Annotated in this window: 13 protein-coding genes and 2 pseudogenes; 9 read left to right on the top strand and 6 right to left on the bottom strand. The window is 60.4% G+C overall.

The window, feature by feature from the left end:
- Positions 1-21: 21 nt before the first annotated feature.
- On the bottom strand, positions 22-1,029 hold the full coding sequence (locus tag VF672_RS03405; protein WP_331101474.1) for a zinc-binding alcohol dehydrogenase family protein: 1,008 nt from the start codon (positions 1,027-1,029) through the stop codon (positions 22-24).
- Between the two features lie 115 nt (positions 1,030-1,144).
- On the opposite strand from VF672_RS03405, the gene VF672_RS03400 reads away from it, so the two are divergent.
- A complete protein-coding gene (locus tag VF672_RS03400; RefSeq protein ID WP_331101472.1) occupies positions 1,145-2,050 on the top strand; it encodes a LysR family transcriptional regulator in 906 nt (301 codons plus the stop codon).
- A 231-nt stretch (positions 2,051-2,281) separates the two neighbouring features.
- On the opposite strand, the gene VF672_RS03395 is transcribed toward VF672_RS03400, so the two are convergent.
- Positions 2,282-4,066 (bottom strand): IlvD/Edd family dehydratase, encoded by a 1,785-nt coding sequence (locus tag VF672_RS03395; RefSeq protein ID WP_331101470.1) that lies wholly within the window; start codon positions 4,064-4,066, stop codon positions 2,282-2,284.
- A gap of 209 nt (positions 4,067-4,275) precedes the next feature.
- The gene (locus VF672_RS03390; protein ID WP_331101468.1) at positions 4,276-5,451 is read right to left on the bottom strand and encodes a fumarylacetoacetate hydrolase family protein; all 1,176 of its coding nucleotides are present in this window, start codon (positions 5,449-5,451) and stop codon (positions 4,276-4,278) included.
- A 125-nt stretch (positions 5,452-5,576) separates the two neighbouring features.
- Here VF672_RS03390 and VF672_RS03385 point away from each other — a divergent pair, with 125 nt between their 5' ends.
- From VF672_RS03385 to VF672_RS03365, 5 genes are all read left to right on the top strand, one after another.
- Positions 5,577-6,518 carry a LysR family transcriptional regulator gene (locus VF672_RS03385; protein WP_331101466.1) on the top strand — a complete coding sequence of 314 codons (942 nt, stop codon included), beginning with the start codon at positions 5,577-5,579 and terminating at the stop codon, positions 6,516-6,518.
- A 133-nt stretch (positions 6,519-6,651) separates the two neighbouring features.
- A complete protein-coding gene (locus VF672_RS03380) occupies positions 6,652-8,037 on the top strand; it encodes an MFS transporter (protein ID WP_331101464.1) in 1,386 nt (461 codons plus the stop codon).
- A gap of 297 nt (positions 8,038-8,334) precedes the next feature.
- Positions 8,335-9,087 carry an Asp/Glu racemase gene (locus VF672_RS03375; RefSeq protein WP_331101462.1) on the top strand — a complete coding sequence of 251 codons (753 nt, stop codon included), beginning with the start codon at positions 8,335-8,337 and terminating at the stop codon, positions 9,085-9,087.
- A gap of 58 nt (positions 9,088-9,145) precedes the next feature.
- On the top strand, positions 9,146-10,027 hold the full coding sequence (locus tag VF672_RS03370) for a LysR family transcriptional regulator (RefSeq protein ID WP_331101460.1): 882 nt from the start codon (positions 9,146-9,148) through the stop codon (positions 10,025-10,027).
- Positions 10,028-10,629: 602 nt separating this feature from the next.
- The gene (locus tag VF672_RS03365; protein WP_331101457.1) at positions 10,630-11,454 is read left to right on the top strand and encodes an MBL fold metallo-hydrolase; all 825 of its coding nucleotides are present in this window, start codon (positions 10,630-10,632) and stop codon (positions 11,452-11,454) included.
- Between the two features lie 3 nt (positions 11,455-11,457).
- Here VF672_RS03365 and VF672_RS03360 read toward each other — a convergent pair whose 3' ends face one another.
- Positions 11,458-12,735 carry a cytochrome P450 gene (locus VF672_RS03360; protein ID WP_331101455.1) on the bottom strand — a complete coding sequence of 426 codons (1,278 nt, stop codon included), beginning with the start codon at positions 12,733-12,735 and terminating at the stop codon, positions 11,458-11,460.
- 28 nt (positions 12,736-12,763) lie between these two features.
- Positions 12,764-13,006 (bottom strand): DUF2934 domain-containing protein, encoded by a 243-nt coding sequence (locus VF672_RS03355; RefSeq protein ID WP_331101453.1) that lies wholly within the window; start codon positions 13,004-13,006, stop codon positions 12,764-12,766.
- Positions 13,007-13,460: 454 nt separating this feature from the next.
- Here VF672_RS03355 and VF672_RS03350 point away from each other — a divergent pair, with 454 nt between their 5' ends.
- Complete coding sequence (locus VF672_RS03350; RefSeq protein ID WP_331101450.1) at positions 13,461-14,150, top strand: SOS response-associated peptidase family protein; 690 nt, start codon at positions 13,461-13,463, stop codon at positions 14,148-14,150.
- 458 nt (positions 14,151-14,608) lie between these two features.
- On the opposite strand, the pseudogene VF672_RS03345 reads toward VF672_RS03350, so the two are convergent.
- Positions 14,609-15,364, bottom strand: a pseudogene (locus VF672_RS03345) (ZIP family metal transporter); the annotation flags it as partial.
- A 724-nt stretch (positions 15,365-16,088) separates the two neighbouring features.
- On the opposite strand from VF672_RS03345, the gene VF672_RS03340 reads away from it, so the two are divergent.
- Positions 16,089-16,514 (top strand): HPF/RaiA family ribosome-associated protein, encoded by a 426-nt coding sequence (locus tag VF672_RS03340; protein WP_331101448.1) that lies wholly within the window; start codon positions 16,089-16,091, stop codon positions 16,512-16,514.
- A gap of 54 nt (positions 16,515-16,568) precedes the next feature.
- A pseudogene (locus VF672_RS03335) lies at positions 16,569-17,295 on the top strand (hypothetical protein); the annotation flags it as partial.

Below are 17,295 nucleotides of genomic sequence, written 5' to 3'. Positions count from 1 at the left end.
CATTCAAATAATGGAAAAGGGTCAGAAACCTTCGAGGACGATCTTGCCCTTGGCCTTTCCGCTTTCGATCACGGCGTGGGCGCGGCGCAGGTTTTCAGCATTGATAGCGCCGAAGTGCTCCCCGAGGGTGGTCTTCAGCACGCCCCGGTCGATCAGGTCGGCGACGCGATTAAGCAGTTCATGCTGGGCAATCATGTCCGGCGTTTCGTAGAGCGAGCGGGTGAACATCAGTTCCCAGTGCAGCGACAGCGCCTTGCGTTTCATTGGCACCACGTCGAGGGATTTCGGGTCATCGATCAGCGCCAGCTTGCCTTGTGGCCGCAGGGCCTCGATCAGTTGCGTGAAGTAGGTGTCGGTGTGGGTCAGACTGGCGACGTGGCTCACTTGGCCGACGCCGATTCGGTTCAGCTGCTCGACCAGTGGCTGGCTGTGATCGATGACGTGATGCGCGCCCAGGCCCTCGACCCATTCGCGGGTTTCCGGGCGCGAGGCGGTGCCGATCACGGTCAGTTTGGTCAACTGCCGGGCCAGTTGCACCAGAATCGATCCGACGCCGCCACCGGCACCAACGATCAACAGGCTGTCACCTTCGCCGCCGCCTTCTTCAACGCCCAAGCGGTCAAAGAGCAGTTCCCAGGCGGTGATCGAAGTCAACGGCAGTGCGGCGGCGTGGGCGTTGTCGAGGGTTTTCGGCTTGTGGCCGGCGATGCGCTCGTCGACGAGGTGAAACTCGCTGTAGCTGCCGGGACGGGCGATGGAACCGGCGTAGAACACTTCGTCTCCGGCCTTGAATAACGTCACCTCGCTGCCCGTTTCGCGAACCACACCAACGGCGTCCCAACCCACGATTTTAGGTTCCGTCGCAGCAGAGCCGGCGCGAATCTTGGTGTCGACCGGATTCACCGAAATGGCCTTGACCTCAACCAGCAGATCGCGCGGGCCGGGCGTCGGCTTGGGCAAATCCATGTCGAGCAGCGCATTAGGGTCTTCGATGGGCAGACCGTGCTGGGTGAAGGCGATGGCTTTCATGGCGATCTCTCTAAGCGAATGACAGAAGGTGGTTAAACGTTGGACCCATCTTGTTCTTGTTCGTCAGATAGAAAAAGCTGCAGAATCCGGCAACACTTTCACCACTGGAGTGAAAATGATCCGCATCGATGACCTCAGCCTGTTCGTGCGTACCGCCGCGCTGGGCAGCTTTTCCAACGCAGCGCGCGAGGTGGATCTGCTGCCGGGCCAGGTGGCCGCGGCCATCAAGCGCCTGGAACGTGAGCTGGATATTCGCCTGTTTGCGCGATCGACGCGCAGCTTGCGCCTCACCGCCGAGGGCGAGCAGTACCTGCCGACCGCGCAGACGGTGCTGGATGCATTAAGGGACGGCCGGGATAAATTGCGGCGCGAGAGTGCCGAGCTGCAAGGCACGTTGCAGGTGGCGGCACCTTCCGATCTGGGAAGAAACCTGCTGCTGCCCTGGCTCACGGATTTTCGCAGCCAACACCCTGCGCTGAATTTGCGCCTGTTTGTCTCCGATCAGGTGGCTGATCTGTTTCGCGACCCGGTGGACGTCGCGATTCGCTACGGCGTGATAGAAGACGCGAACTACATCGCCCTGCCGTTGGCGCCCTGGAATCGCCGGGTGCTGGTGGCATCGCCTGACTATCTGGCGCGCGAGGGTCGGCCCAGGGTGTCGGACGATTTGTCGCGACATCAGTGCCTGCTGTTTACGCTGGCGGGTCGGGTGTACGACAAATGGCGGCTGGGCGGGCGGGTGTTTTCGGTATCAGGCCCGTTGCTCACCGATGACGCCGATCTGGTGAGGCGCTGGGCGGTGGCGGGGCAGGGTGTGGCGTACAAATCGTGGCTGGACGTTTGCGAGGATGTGCACGCCGGGCGGTTGGAAGTGTTGCTGCCCGATTACCCGGGCGAGCCAACCCCGCTCAACCTGGTCTGCCCGCACCGCAAGCAGTTCTCGCCGGCGGTGCAGCAGTTGCATTCGTTGCTGAAAAACCGTTTTGCCGGAATGGAGAACGGATTACCGGAGTTGTTGTGAGAACGTCTATCCGGCGCCTACAGGCTGAGGTCGGGTCGATTCCTCGTTGATCGTTCTTCGTTCTTCGTTCTTCGTTGATCGCTGATCGTTGATCGTTCCCACGCTCCGCGTGGTAACGCCGCTCGTGACGCTCCGCGTCAACTGACAGCGGACGCGGAGCGTCGGGGAATGTGTTCCCACGCAGAGCGTGGGAACGATCAACGTGAGAACGATCACAATACCGCTACGGCATCAGTGCGAATGCCGCGGCTCACCGCTTCGTGCAATCACTCGCAAATGCAACGTAGCCGGTTCCAGGCACCCACCCGTGGACAACTGCCCCACCAACTGCCGATACAGCTCCTGCCACGGGGTCTGCGAGGCTGGCATTTTCGGCTCGAACAGCGCCCGTCGCTCGGCCATTTCCTCATCGCTGACCAGCACGTTGACGCTGCGGTTGTTCAAATCAACCCGCAGCCGGTCGTTGGTTTTCAGCAGCGCAAGGCCACCGCCCACTGCCGCTTCGGGCGACATGTTCAGGATCGAAGGGCTGGCCGACGTGCCGCTCTGCCGGCCATCGCCCAGGCACGGCAGCGAATCGATGCCTTGCTTGATCAGCGCGGAGGGCGGCGCCATGTTCACCACTTCGGCGCTGCCGGGATAACCGACGGTGCCGGCACCACGGATCACCAGAATGCAGCGCTCATCGACTTCCAGCGACGGGTCGTTGATCCGCGCGTGATAGTCCTCTGGTCCCTCGAAAACGATGGCCCGTGCCTCGAAGCTGTTCTCGGCACCGGGCTCGGACAGATACGTCTTGCGGAATGCCTCGCCGACCACCGACATCTTCATGATCGCGCTGTCGAAAAAATTGCCGCTCAGCACGATGAAACCGGCGCGGTGTTTAAGCGGGTCTTCGTAAGGTCGGATCACGTCGGTGTCGTGGGCGACGGCATTGCGTACGATTTCGCCGATGGTTTTGCCGGAGACCGAACCGCAGTTCTCGTGCAGCTTGCCGGCCTTCTGCAGCTCGTGCATCACCGCCGGTACGCCACCTGCACGGTGGAAGCCCTCACCCAGGTATTTGCCGGCCGGCATGCAGTTGACCAGCAGCGGCACGTCTTCGCCGATGCGCTGCCAGTCGTCGAGGCTCAATTCGACGCCCATGTGTCGGGCAATGGCGATGAGATGGGGCGGGCAGTTGCTCGACGCACCCAGCGCCGAGGCCACGGCAATCGCGTTTTCGAAGGCTTCGCGGGTCATGAGCTGCGAAGGGCGGACGTCTTCACGGACCAGATCACAAATGCGCTTGCCGGTCATATAAGCCATCTGCCCGCGCTCGCGGTACGCCGCCGGAATACTCGCGCATCCGGGCAGCGACATGCCCAACGCTTCGGCCAGCGCGTTCATCGAAAGCGCCGTGCCCATGGTGTTGCAATGCCCCACCGACGGCGACGCGGCGGTGGTCATTTCCATGAAGCCTTCGTAATTGATCTCGCCTGCGGACAGCAGGTTGCGCGCATGCCAGAGCACCGTGCCGGAACCGATCAGCTCGCCCTTGTGACGACCATCCAGCATCGGACCGCCAGACAGCACGATGGCCGGCAGGTCAGTGGTCGCGGCTGCCATCAGGCAGGCCGGAGTGGTTTTGTCACAGCCGGTGGTCAGGACAACGCCATCCAGCGGGTAGCCGTGGAGAATCTCCACCAGCCCGAGGTACGCCAGATTACGGTCCAGAGCGGCGGTGGGGCGGCGGGTCTGCTCGGCCATCGGGTGCACCGGAAACTCCATCGGAATCCCGCCCGCATCACGGATGCCGGCTTTGACCCGTTGGGCAAGCTCCAGGTGATGACGGTTGCAGGGCGCCAGATCCGAGCCGGTCTGTGCGATGCCAATGATGGGTCGGCCCGATTGCAGCTCCTCGCGGGTCAGGCCGTAATTCATGTAGCGCTCGACGTACAGCGCCGTCATGTCAGCGTGGTCCGGATCATCGAACCATTGCTGGCTGCGAAGCGGGCGTTTAGGCGTATCGGACATGGTTCGGGTCTCTCTTGGAATTAGGTGGCGTGAGTCATGCTGGCAGAACGCATTCTGTAGGAGCCGGCTCGCTGGCGAACAGGGTGTATCAGGCGACGGAGGTCTGTCTGATAAGTCTCGGGTTCGCCAGCAAGCCGGCTCCTACAGGGTTTCGCCGTTTCCAGCGAGCCCGTGCAGGCAGGATGAGGCGGGCCGGTGAACGCTCAGGATTACAGCAAACCGCGCACGGCCAGGTTGCGTAACAGCGCGCCGACGCCAAACGTCCACGGCGCCGCGTCGCTGCTGTGGGTGACTTGATTGTGCAGGGTGCCGAACAGGCTGCTGCTGATGCTGACCTCATCGCCCAGCTTGTGGGTGAAACCGCTGCCGGGGTGGTCGCGGTCGGCGGTCGGGGCGAAAAGGGTGCCGAGAAACAGCAGGAAGCCGTCAGGGTATTGGTGGTTGGCATTAAGGGCCTGACCGGCGATGTCGGCCGGATCTCGGCTGATCTGCGACATCGAGCTCGAGCCTTTCATCTCATAACCGTCGACTCCTTTAACCCGCAGGTCGACCACGCAGTTGCGCACGTCGTCCAGGGAAAAGGTTTCGTCGAACAACCGAATGAACGGACCAATGGCGCATGAGGCGTTGTTGTCCTTGGCCTTGCTCAACAGCAACGCGCTGCGGCCTTCGAAGTCACGGAGGTTGACGTCGTTGCCCAGCGTGGCGCCGAGAATGTCCCCGGAGCTGTTTACCACCAGAACCACTTCCGGCTCCGGGTTGTTCCACTCCGACTTCGGGTGGATACCGATCTGGCTGCCGCTTCCCACCGCCGCCAGCACAGGCGCCTTGGTGAAAATCTCTGCGTCCGGCCCGATGCCGACTTCCAGGTACTGCGACCACATGCCTTGCTCGATCAGCAATGCCTTGAGCTTGCTGGCTTGTTCGGAGCCCGGCTTGATGTTGCGCAGGTTGTCACCGATCGCGTTTTGCACGATGGCGCGCACGCTCTCCGCCTTTGCCGGATCGCCCGCCGCCTGCTCCTCGATCACGCGCTCGATCATGCTCGCGGCGAAGGTTACGCCTGCCGCCTTGATCACTTGCAGGTCCGCCGGGGCGAGCAAATAAGGCGTATTGGGATTCGGCGTCGTTGTCGTGTTGGCCAGCAGCTCTTCGATACTGGCAATGCGCGTGCCCTGAGCGTCGCGCACGGCAGCCAGGGGAGATTCCAGCTCGAACAGCTCGCTCAACGTGGCGAAGCTGGATGAAAGATCAAACACCCCGTCGTTGCGCAACACCACGGGCGACGGGCCGCCGACTTTGCCGGGCACCCAGGCGCGTCCGATCAACGTGCCATTCAGGCCGTCGGCAGGGAGGGTGTTTTCGGGAGTGAGCTGGATCGACATGGTGAAGTCCTCGATTTGGTTTTTATGCTTTTGCCAATGACCCTAATCAGCACCGGCGATAAACTCCAATGACATCTGCTCAGTAATCGATAACACTGGGTTATCGCTCATGGAGGCTGCCGCTCATGTCAGACATTTCTTTTTCCACGGTCTGTAACTGGCTCAAGTTCAAGCACCTGGTGCTCATCGAAACCTTGGCACGCACCCGTAATATGCATGCGGCGGCATTGCACATGAACCTCAGTCAGCCCGCGGTGAGCAAGATGCTGCGGGAGATTGAGCGGCTGCTGGGCTTCGATGTCTTTGAGCGCTTACCGCGCAACATGCCGCCAACCGCCCTCGGCGAGCACGTGGTGCGCTATGCGCAGATCGCCCTGAACGATGCGAGTAAATTCGTCGATCAGATCAGCAGCCTGCGCGAAGGCGGGCATGGCTTCCTCAAGGTAGGGGCTATTTTCGCGGCGACGGCGGTGGTGCTTCCCGAAGCCATCGTCCAGCTGAAAGCGCGTTGGCCGCTGTTGTCGATCGAGGTGGTTGAGCAGACCAGCGACCACCTGATGGAAATGCTTGACGACAAAAAGCTCGACCTTGCAGTGGCGCGTTACACCGACGAAAACCAGCAGCAGGTGTACGACTTTCAGGCCTTGGCGCCGGAGCCGTTCTGCATGGTGGTCAACAGCCGCCATCCCCTTACCGAGCTGGCCCAGACACCGCTGCAAGCGCTCGGCGACTGGCCATGGATTCTGTACCCGCTGGGCACGCCGATTCGCGCACGGATGGAGCAGGCGTTTGCCAAAGCCGGGATTGCCACGCCGAAGAACACCATAGACACCATCTCGATGCAGACCTTCCTGCAAGTGCTCCAGTCCGGGCCGATGATCGCCATGTTGCCAGCGTCCATGGCACAGCCGCATCTGGATTCCGGGTTGCTGAAAGTGCTGAATACACCGCTCAAACTGGCGCCGCAGGATTACGGAATCCTGACTCGCCGAGGCGAGCCGTTGCTTGGAGCGGCGTCGGAATTTGCCGAGCTTCTGCTGGCGAATGCACGCAGTGCGCGTCGTTGAGCGATAACGGCGCGTTATCAATCAATGGAAACAAGTCATTATCCTAATCGAAGTTGTTATCGGTAACATCGCCCCGTGTTTCGACCCTCCATAACAACAATACAGGCGCGTCCGAGTGCCTGGAGGTCCCACCATGGATACCGTTTCCCAGCGCCTGCCCGAGTCCTCGGGTCCCGGGCAAGCCAGCTTTGAAGACCGCACCTACCGCAAAGTCATTCTGCGCATCCTTCCCGTCCTGTTGCTGTGTTACATGGCGGCGTATCTGGACCGCGTGAACATCGGCTTCGCCAAGCTGGACATGCTCAACGATCTGCAATTCAGCAACACCATCTATGCGCTCGGCGCGAGCATGTTCTTCTGGGGTTATTTCCTGTTCGAAGTACCCAGCAACCTGCTGTTGCATCGCTTCGGCGCGCGGTTCTGGATTGCCCGGATCATGCTCACGTGGGCCATCGTATCGATGGCGGTTGCGTTCACCGTGCCGCTGGCGAAGTTTTTCCACATCGAGTCGGAAACCATGTTTTACGTGCTGCGCTTCTTGCTCGGCATCTGTGAGGCAGGGTTCTTTCCAGGCGTCATCCTTTACCTGAACTATTGGTTTCCTACGCGTCGGCAGAGCCGGGTGATGGCAGGTTTCCTCATGGCGATGCCGATCAGCCTGACGCTGGGCGGTGTGATCTCCGGGTGGCTGATGACCCGGATGCAAGGCGTGAGCGGCATGGCCGGCTGGCAGTGGCTGTTGATCATCGAAGGCCTGCCTTCGGTGGTCATGGCGTTCGTGGTGCTGGCATTCATGGCCAATAACATTGATGCGGCCAAATGGCTGTCGCCCCAGGAAAAGGCCATGCTCAAGGCCAACCTGGAGACAGACAGCAAAGGCAAGGCGACGAGTCTGCGCGAGGTGTTTTTCAACGGACGCGTGTGGCTGCTGGTGCTGATCCTGCTGACGTTCAACACCGGTTTCTACGGGCTGGCGTTCTGGATGCCGTCGATCATTAAAAGCGCCGGTGTCTCCAACCCTCTGGACATCGGGCTGCTGACGGCCATTCCCTATGGCATTGCCGTGATCGCCATGACGCTGAACGCGCGGCACTCCAACAAGACCGGCGAGCGCCGCTGGCACGCGGCAGTCCCGGCGATTATTGGCGGCATCGGCTTGATCCTCAGCGCCTACTTCGCCAGCAACGTGGTGCTGTCGATCATCTTCCTGAGCGTGTCCGCCTCCGGCGTGCTGAGCCTGATGCCGATCTACTGGACGTTGCCGGGCACCGTGCTGTCCGGCGTCGCGGCCGCGGCGGGTATCGGCATGATCAACGCCATCGGCAACCTCTCGGGTTTTACGGGCTCGATGATCACCGCCGTCGCCGAGAACCTCACGGGCAACATCAACAACGGCACCTACGTGCTGGGCGCCTGTTTGTTCATCAGCGCCGGGCTGATCCTGTCGATCCCCCGCGCGATGCTGGGCAACCACAAGGCTGAGGCGCCTGTGCGGGGCGAAGCGCTTTCTCACGCCTAACCAGGAAGGCAGCCGCTGAAGGTTGAGCGGCTGCACCGAACCTTGGAGTGAGCTTGCTCACGAAGACGGCGTTCCATGCCATGAAAATGCAGCGGTTGTACCGGCCCCTTCCCGAGCAAGCTCGGTCCCACAGGAAAGCGCGCCAGCGTTTAGATCTTGCCGGGCAATCCCTTACGGTTTTACCTGCCATCGCCAGCCGCGATGGCAAGCTCACCATTGCTTGATTTACGCGTCTCCCGGTCACTCCTAGCATCGGTCGCACATGACCCTCGCCGTCGGCGAAATGGAGAAGACCCTGTGAAAAATTTCCGGATTGGCCAGATCGTCCCCAGCTCCAACACCACCATGGAAACCGAGATCCCGGCGATGCTGACGTCCCGGTATTCACTGTTCCCCGACGAGCGCTTCACCTTCCATTCGTCACGCATGCGCATGATGAAAGTAAGCCCCGAAGAGCTTAAAAAGATGGACGTCGACAGCGACCGTTGCGCGCTGGAATTGAGCGATGCGCGCGTTGATGTCATGGCTTACGCCTGCCTGGTGGCGATCATGTGCCAGGGCGCCGGTTACCACAAAGTCTCTCAGGAGCGCCTGAGCAAGACCGTCGCCAGTAACGCCTCCAATGCCCCCGTGCTGAGTTCCGCTGGTGCGCTCATCGACAGCCTGCACAGGCTCGACTACAAAAAAGTCTCGATCATCACGCCGTACATGAAGCCACTCACCCAGCAGGTCATTGACTACATCGAAGCGGCTGGAATCGAGGTGGTGGACGCCATCAGCCTGGAAGTCTCCGACAACTTGAAAGTCGGTCGGCTCGACCCGATGGACCTGGTTTCCCATGCCGACAGGCTCAACATCGGGCAAGCCGACGGGGTGGTGCTGTCATGCTGCGTGCAGATGCCGTCGCTGCCGGCCATTCAAGTCGTACAGGATCGACTGGATAAACCGGTGCTGTCTGCGTCAGTGGCGACTGTCTATCAGATGCTCAAGACCCTTGGCCTTGAAGCCCGTGTTCCTGACGCCGGCCATCTGTTGTCGGGCGCGTTCTGAGGCGATGCCTGACGAGGTACTATGGCGACCACTCAGGCCAGCACGCCCGGTACCCTACATGAAGCTCGACCCCGTCTCGCTGCGCCTCTTCGTCAGCGTCGTCGAAGAAGGCACCATTGCCGCCGCCGCCAAGCGCGAGCACATCGCGGCGGCGGCCATCAGCAAGCGGCTCAGCGAGCTGGAAGAGCTCCTTAATGCCCGGCTGCTCAAGCGCACCAACAAAGGCATCACGCCCACCGACGCCGGCCTGTCGCTGCTGTTCATGGCCCGCAGCGCACTCAACAACCTCAACGACATCGTCCTGCAAATGCGCGAGTACTCCGACGGCACGCGCGGGTCTGTGCACGTAGTCGCGAACATCTCGGCCATCACCCAATTCATGCCGGGCTTGATCAAGTCCTTCATCGACCGGTACCCGCTTATCAAGGTGGTCATCGAGGAGCAACAGAGCCTGGCAATCACCAAAGCCGTCGCGGAGAACCGGGCCGAGGTCGGCATCTTCACGCGCCTGCCCCATGGCGCAGACATCGACGTCTTCCCGTTCCGTGCGGACCGCCTGGTTCTGCTCGTCCCCGATGACCATCCGCTGGCCGAGCGGGAATCCGTGCGTTTCAGTGAGACCCTGGATCATGAATACGTCGCTCTGCGCAGCGGCACCCATCTGAACTTCCAGCTGATCAAAGCCGCCAACGACCTGGGCCGCTCCTTGAGAATCCGCATGGAAGTCGCCAGCTATGACGCCTTGAGCCTGATGGTTCAGGCAGGGATTGGCATCGGCATCATGCCCGAGGGCAGCGCAGGTATTTATCGATTGAAGGGGGCAAAGGTGGTGCAACTGGACGAGCACTGGGCCAGTCGTGATCTCGACGTATGTGTTCGCGCGCGCGCAGCGCTGTCGGTGGCAGCGCAATTGTTCCTGGAGCACGTGTTAAGACCCTGAGCAGCCCTTGATGCGTTCAATCAAGAGGGCGGGAAGGCAACTCATGACTGAGACGGCAATCTTCGGACAAGCGGCTATTTCGTTATCAAGCGGTACTTGGCAACGAAACGCTGTTGATAAGAAGCAAAAAGCCAAGAACCCCTTAGTTATATCCGCAGTGCAGCCGCGAGTGAGGGTGGACGGATCTGTGATCTTACATACAGTAAGTCACACAGATTCGCTCAGCACTCGTGGGAAAGGGTTAGGCCGATGCACTTACTCCGCACTCTTGGAACGCCGAAGGTGGCCTGCAGCCACACTTCCGTAAGGAAAGCTTATTACCTGGGTTTACCCGGCGAAGGCTACGTCTGCCTGGCGTGCGGCGAAGCCGTGCCCAAGCCCGCTGCAGAACCGAACCGCGTGAAAGCGAAACATTAACTGCTCCGGCATTTATCGCTCCGGCGTTCATTTAAGTGCACGCTTACCGCCCGTTACCCGTCTGGTTGAAAAGCTGAATCTTCCGCACCGTGGTGAGTCATCCAGACAAGCCATTCGAATTATGTTCTGGCACACCTGATCACTCAAACACTGATGGTTAACCATCAGCGCAGGCGGCGCTCATCATGAATATTCATCATTTGGATTGCGGGTGCATGTGCCCATTCGGCGGCATGCTCTTCGACGGCACCACACGCGGCCTCTTTGCCCACTTGGTGTGCCATTGCTGGTTGATCGAAACCGATCACGATGGGCTGGTTCTGGTGGATACCGGATTTGGTAACGCAGACGTCAACAATCCCTTGCGCATTGCGCCGTTCTTTCGGCGGCTCAATAACATCAAGTTCAAGCACTCACTGACTGCACTGTCCCATGTCAAACGGCTTGGGTTTGAGCCATCGGATGTACGCCACATCGTGCTGACGCATCTGGACTTCGATCATGCTGGCGGGCTAAGCGACTTCCCGGATGCGATGATTCATGTGCTGCAGAACGAATACACGGCCGCCAAGACGCTGGACAACTGGCGGGCTGTCCGTCGGTACCGTGAGCCGCAATGGCAGCGCAGCCGTTACTGGCGTTTTTACGAGCCCGAGGGTGAGCAGTGGAAAGGGTTTTCAAGTGTGCGTCCCGTGCTGCAGAGCGATATGGACCTTCTGATGGTGCCGTTGCCGGGGCACAGTTCAGGCCATGCCGGTATCGCCGTTAATACGCAAGGTCATTGGAAACTGCACGCGGGTGATGCCTATTTTCATCACGATGAGGTGCACAAACCCCAGCGCCATTGCCCGCCGGGATTAAGGTTCTATCAGCGGATGATGGACCATGATCATGCTGCCCGGGTGGCCACCCAGAATAGCCTGCGTGCGTTGGCTTTGACCGAACTTGAAGGGCTGCAGATCATGTGCAGCCACGACAAGGTTGAGCTTCTAGATCGGCAGGTAGGCTAAGCGTCACGCCACCGACAGCTTGCTCGCGCAACGGCCGGCCCGCAGGACAGTGATCAGGTATCGGTCGGTCGGCAGCATCGGCAAGCGCCGAAGATTAATGTCCGCGGGCAATGCGTGGTCTCGGTATTCCATGTCGTTGACCAGCTTCAAAGTGGTCAGCTTGAGCAGTTCAATTGCAAGCTGCTCGCCGGGACAGCGATGGCCCTGCGCCGCTGAGCCGCCGCCCTGCGCGATAAAGTTGAAAGGCCCGGGCTCGTTTCGCACGAATCGCTCCGGGCGGAACAGGTGCGGGTCGGGCCACAACGCGTTGTCCCGATTGGTCCCGAAAAGATCCAGCAGGACGCGCCTGCCTTTCTTGAACTCAAAGCCTTGCCATGAAAACGACTTTCGCACCCGAGCCGCCGCGAACGGGAAGAAGCTATACAGCCGGCGCACCTCTTGAACGAACGGCTCTGCGAGCGCGGGCTGTTCGACAAGGCGGTCTTTCCATTCGGGATGCCAGCGCAGGGTCAGTGCGCTGAACAGAACGAAATGTGCCACGGCAACCGTTGGTCTCAGCACGTTGAGCAATTCCACCGCCGCCGTTTTGGGGTCCAGCGGACGGCCATCGGCCTCGATGTGGCCACTGATCACAGCCAGGGCACTGTCGGGAGCGGGCACGTATTCGCCGGAGCGAGTGCGCCGGATCCAGTTGGCGCACCAGCGCTCTGCCCGTTGACGGGCAAACACAGAGCGCAGTAGGCGAGGCCCGACACTCCCGGCACCGTCGATCAGCGAACCGAGGTCCGCTCGCATGCGGGGCACCTCTTCAGCCTTCAATGGGACGCCGGCCCAGACGCAGACGGCGGTACAGAAGATTTCCTGCACCTGGATGAAAAGGTCCCGGGGCACATCGGGCGCTGCGCTTAACTGATGCATTCGCAGGTCCCACTCGCGTCCGACCTGCGCCACCAGCGAGTCGACGCCCGGCTTGGTCATCAGGGACATGAACATGCGCTTGCGTGCTCGGTGCGCCTCACCATCCAGGCCCTGAACACCGCCCTTGCCCAACAACGTTGCTTGCAGCAGCAGGGGCGCGGCCTCCTTACGGGTGAAGAGTGCTTCGTCGTAGAAAAGGCGCGCTGCGGGCTCACCCTTGAGGCAGACAGTCCGTCGGCCGAGCAGTCGGGTCTGAAACACATCACTGTGCAGGGCCTGGCACCGGTTCGAGATGAACCCGTAACCCTCAAGCAGCAGCTGCAGCGATTCATCAAAACGCGTGCTGTCTGGAATATCGGTCACGTCAGCCTCCCTGGAAAGGTGAAAGCAATCACTTCCTTTTGGATTTGGTTGGCTTGGGGGCGGGCGCGGGGGCGTCAGATAGCGCCCGGTCCAGCGCTCCGCTCAGGCCGGGCGGCGTCACGCTGCTGGCAATGGAGCCCGGCAGGCCATCGTTGGCGTTGTCGTCATATTCTTGCCTGGCTTGCAGCCAGTGCTCGAAGTCCTCACCGTGCGGCCGGCCTCGTTCTTCCCAAATGCGATAAGCCGTCTTTCTCAGGGTTTCTTCGTCCATTGCGCTGGCTCCTTCAATCAGCGGATTGGCTGTCAGTCTCAACATGCCGGCGCGAACCTGGCAGTGCACGTCCGGCAGCGGCGCCGCGTGGTTAATGTGAACAGTGGATGCGTGCCGGAACCGGTTGGTTTAACCCGTGCGACCTGTTGCCCGACGGTCGGCGCGACGCCTTCGGAAGTACCCTATTACATTCACTTAAATGCGCTGATGCACCGGGCTGAATCCAATTGTGGGTCTGTCTAAGCACCTGAAATCTCGAACTTTCCGTTGGTCGGTTCGGTAGATGCCCGTGGCGAACGGACGCGTGGCGCCCGGCTCGAAATTTTCGTAAGCCCTCCGTAAAAGAAGAGGGCACCGAATTCTATGCACTGCTGTTCTGTGCCTTGGCAAAGCCCGTTTACGGGTTGGCAAAAAGAGGACGGCAGCAGTGCCTTATAACTGCCAGGTGTCCGACATGTGTGAATGCATAGCTCAGCTGTACTCTCCCGATTCCTACCTTGAATACCTGGCTCATGGAGCCTTGCCCTCAGGGCTCAAGGCCACGCAGCCCGGTGACCACGGTGGGGTAACCGTCAGCCGCTCCTGCCCCGACCTTCGTGATCACGACCACATCATTCGTCCGAACCATCGATTGACCGCAGTGATGAACAAAAACGGTGAATTGTGCTGCCAGCACGTGCGCTGGGGATGGTCTCCGGTCTGGAGCATGGGCATCCGGCCGCCACTGACGCACCTGCCGCTGAAGATCGTCATGCGCTCAAAAGTGTTCGAGCGGATGCGCACCTCGGGTCGCGCGGTCGTGGCAGTGGACGGCTGGTTCGATTTCAGCCTGGACAACACGTCCACAGGCGCCGGACGTTTTACCTACAACCGGCCTCGTGGTGGCGAACCCACTTACCTTGCGGCACTGGCTCAAATCAGTGATTCACCGAGCGGCTGTAACGGACTGGTGCTGGTGACGTATGGGGGCGGCGGCGACTCGGGGCCCTTACAGTTGCTTGCTCTGGATCGGGAAAGCGCGATCCGGTGGCTCGACCCTTCCCTTGACTGGCAGCAGGCGCTGGCGCTGGCTTCGGATAACTCGGATGTAGACGAGACGTTCGAAACCGTCGCCGTTCGCCAACAGTTCCCTATGCGGCGCTGACGTCGCCATTCGTTGTTGTAGACAGAGATCGTGGGGCAGTAAGCGATGGGCAACAGGCTAGATACGCTTCAAACGCAAAACCAGGCTTCGGCAACAACAGCATGTTCCTGTGCGGCGTCCGCGTTGCAATCCTCTCCCTGGGTGGCGGTTACCGATCACCTTCCACCGCCGGGAACGGAGGTATTGTTTTATATGCCGGCCTACCGGTGCCTGTTGTTGGGTTCATTTCGCCCCGCCAGCGAATACGTGCCCACCGATCACTTCCTGCTGCCTACGTGCGAGATCTGGCCATTGTCGAAGGTCTCTCACTGGGCCTCGTTACCGCAGCACCCTGACTGAGCTTCCGGGTCCGCAGCGCAGTCGTATGGAATCCCCTTCCGCCGCCAGGCCGTAAAAACTGGATGAGGTTTGCCTCATCCAGCGGCAGCGCGAGCTGCCCACTAGGCATCGTCTCAACGTCAATTCAATGCGGTGTCCAAAAACATCATCACGGCAAAGCCCAACATCAGTCCCAGCGTGGCAGGGGTCTGATGCCCGTTGCGATGGGTTTCAGGAATCACCTCATGGGACACGACGAAGATCATGGCGCCGGCGGCGATGCCCATACTGACGGGGTAAGACCAGACGAATCCGCTCGACGCTGCCAGACCGATGACCGCGCCCAGCGGCTCCATCAGGCCAGACCCCATCGCCACCAGTGCTGCCTTGGGCGCGCTGAGACCGGTGGCCCGCAGTGACATCGCGACCGCCAGACCTTCAGGAATATCCTGCAACAATATTGCGCTCGTCAGCGGAATTCCTACGCCCAGGTCGCCATTGGACAGGCTCACCCCGATGGCCATGCCTTCGGGCAAGTTGTGCAAGGTGATCGCGAGCACGAACAGCCAGACCCGGTGAATCCGCTCAGCAGTGGGCCCCTGGCGCCCAATGGTTTCGTGTTCATGGGGCACCAGTCTGTCCAGCGCCAGCATCAGGGCGACGCCAATCGCCAGTCCGGCGATCACCACCGACGCCGCCAGCGGGCCGCTGTCGGTATGAGTTCGCGCGGCCTCCAGTCCCGGCAGAATCAATGAGAACGTGCTGGCTGCCAGCATCATGCCGCCGGCAAACCCAAGCATGACGTCCTGCACCTTGGCCGATATCTGCCTGAGGGCCAGCGCCACCGCCGCGCCTATCGCCGTGGCAACGAAGCCGCCGACCCCTCCAACGAACGCATACCAGGCGTAAGGGCCCTCGGTATGAAAGACAGCCTTGGCGATGCTCCAGACAATCAAGAGCACAGCAGCCACAGCGAAGGCGCACGTCAACGCCCATAGCCGTGGCTGTTGTTTGAACCGCCGAGACCACCCGGAGGCGGCAGCTGTTGATCTCATCGACATCCCCTTGTTGTAAGTCATGACTTTGCATGGACCGGTTCGTTGTAGAGAGGTTTAGTCGAAATACGGGCCGACGGTGTCAGCGGGTCAGGCGGCCGCCTGTCGCACTGGGCGATTTTCTTGAAGAGCCACGGGTCCCTTCAGAAGAGTTCATAAAAACAACGTGGTTGGGCACGCTCATGAATATTCCAGCGCATTTCGAGTTTCACTATGTACAAAACGGCGTTAAGAAAAGTGTCACGCTTGTGACGGCCCTGTTATTTCAAACGAATACACCTGGCCACGCCGCACGCATCAATAACACGGCCCGTCCCGACAACCAGCAACGCGAAGCGCGATGAGCTCTACGCATCGCTTGGGACCGTTGCATGGGGCAGCGCGGTTGATTCCTGTCGGACAACCGAATGGCCTTCTTCGTTAATTAAAGTGCCGCTTCGTTAGTTGGCATTTTTTGCCACGGTGGACACCGTTTAGTTATCCAGTTGTCCATCATCCGGAACTGATCCGCCGTCGGCTCTTCTAGAAGCTACAGACGCATCCAGCGTCGACGTGGAGGATGAACATGCAAGTTCAAGTAGACAGTAATCATATTGAAGGCAGTGCCGAACTTCAGGAATGGGTGGGCAGTGCAGTGGTCGATGAGTTGGAGCGTTACTCGGAGCTCTTGAGCCGCATAGAAATACACGTGGGCGATGTGAACGCCCAGAGATCCGGCGCGCAGGACAAGAGATGCCAGATCGAAGCGCGGCCCAAAGGGCACACGTCCCTGTCGGTCACGCACCATGCCGAAAGCCTCGACCTGGCCGTGGCCGGTGCCGCCCGCAAGATGAGCCACGCGCTGGATCATCTGGTGGGCCGCCTGTCGCCCAAAGTCGAATCCACGGGTCACCTCACGGCGCCTCCCGTTCAAGAAGATTCGGCAGCGGAAATCGACGCGATGCTGGAAGACGAGTTCCTGGCCAAACAGGCGGATCTGGGAAAAGAGTAGGAGTCAGTCATGGTCAAAATTCAACCTTTTACGCAACAGACCCTCGTTTCGCTGTTGGCACTGGCCGACCGCCCGAACTTAAGTGTGTACATGCCCACGCACCGGACGTTTCCGGAGCGCACCCAAGACCCGATTCGGTTCAAAAATCTCGTCAAGTCGATGGAAAGCTCACTGGCGCAGCACTATCCGCAAATCTCCGCCCAAGCACTCCTCGGCCCCTTCCAGGCGCTGATCGATGACCATGACTTCTGGAACGCCTGTCCGCAGGGCATCGCTGTATTTGGCGGCCTTGAGCATTTTCACGTGTTCGGGCTGCAGCAGCCGGTACCCGAGGTCGCCGTCGTCAACAGCCACCCTTATTTGAAACCTTTGCTGCGTCTGGCGCCGATGGCCGACCGGTATCAGGTCCTGTGCCTCACAAGAAACAGCGTGTGCCTTTACGAAGGTTCTGCGCAGGCGCTGCAGAAGGTCCAGCTGCCCGATGCTGTGCCGACAACCCTTGAGCAAGCGCTGGGCGATGAGCTGACGCCTCGCAACCAGCAAGGTCATCCCGACGGCTTCAGCGGCGGCGGCGAACGCGGCGACCCGATGATGCATGAGTCGGGTGGCGGCGGTAAGCAGGACGAGATCAATCTGGACCGGGAACGGTTTTTCCGGATCGTGGACCGCAAGATTATTGAACATTGCTCGAGCACTTCCGGCCTGCCCTTGATCCTGGTCGCACTGCCCGAAAACCAGGCCGTGTTCAGAGGGGTTAGCCGCAATGCCTTGCTCTTGCCGG

Origin of the sequence: Pseudomonas sp. (assembly GCF_036387035.1) — a bacterium.
Lineage (GTDB): Bacteria > Pseudomonadota > Gammaproteobacteria > Pseudomonadales > Pseudomonadaceae > Aquipseudomonas.
This window is presented reverse-complemented; position numbering and strand designations above follow the sequence as displayed.

Excerpts from the sequence above, each read along its gene's own strand:
- VF672_RS03405 (WP_331101474.1), bottom strand. The coding sequence starts at position 1,029 with ATGAAAGCCATCGCCTTCACCCAGCACGGTCTGCCCATCGAAGACCCT.
- VF672_RS03400 (WP_331101472.1), top strand. The coding sequence starts at position 1,145 with ATGATCCGCATCGATGACCTCAGCCTGTTCGTGCGTACCGCCGCGCTG.
- VF672_RS03395 (WP_331101470.1), bottom strand. The coding sequence starts at position 4,066 with ATGTCCGATACGCCTAAACGCCCGCTTCGCAGCCAGCAATGGTTCGAT.
- VF672_RS03390 (WP_331101468.1), bottom strand. The coding sequence starts at position 5,451 with ATGTCGATCCAGCTCACTCCCGAAAACACCCTCCCTGCCGACGGCCTG.
- VF672_RS03385 (WP_331101466.1), top strand. The coding sequence starts at position 5,577 with ATGTCAGACATTTCTTTTTCCACGGTCTGTAACTGGCTCAAGTTCAAG.
- VF672_RS03380 (WP_331101464.1), top strand. The coding sequence starts at position 6,652 with ATGGATACCGTTTCCCAGCGCCTGCCCGAGTCCTCGGGTCCCGGGCAA.
- VF672_RS03370 (WP_331101460.1), top strand. The coding sequence starts at position 9,146 with ATGAAGCTCGACCCCGTCTCGCTGCGCCTCTTCGTCAGCGTCGTCGAA.
- VF672_RS03365 (WP_331101457.1), top strand. The coding sequence starts at position 10,630 with ATGAATATTCATCATTTGGATTGCGGGTGCATGTGCCCATTCGGCGGC.
- VF672_RS03355 (WP_331101453.1), bottom strand. The coding sequence starts at position 13,006 with ATGGACGAAGAAACCCTGAGAAAGACGGCTTATCGCATTTGGGAAGAA.
- VF672_RS03350 (WP_331101450.1), top strand. The coding sequence starts at position 13,461 with ATGTGTGAATGCATAGCTCAGCTGTACTCTCCCGATTCCTACCTTGAA.
- VF672_RS03340 (WP_331101448.1), top strand. The coding sequence starts at position 16,089 with ATGCAAGTTCAAGTAGACAGTAATCATATTGAAGGCAGTGCCGAACTT.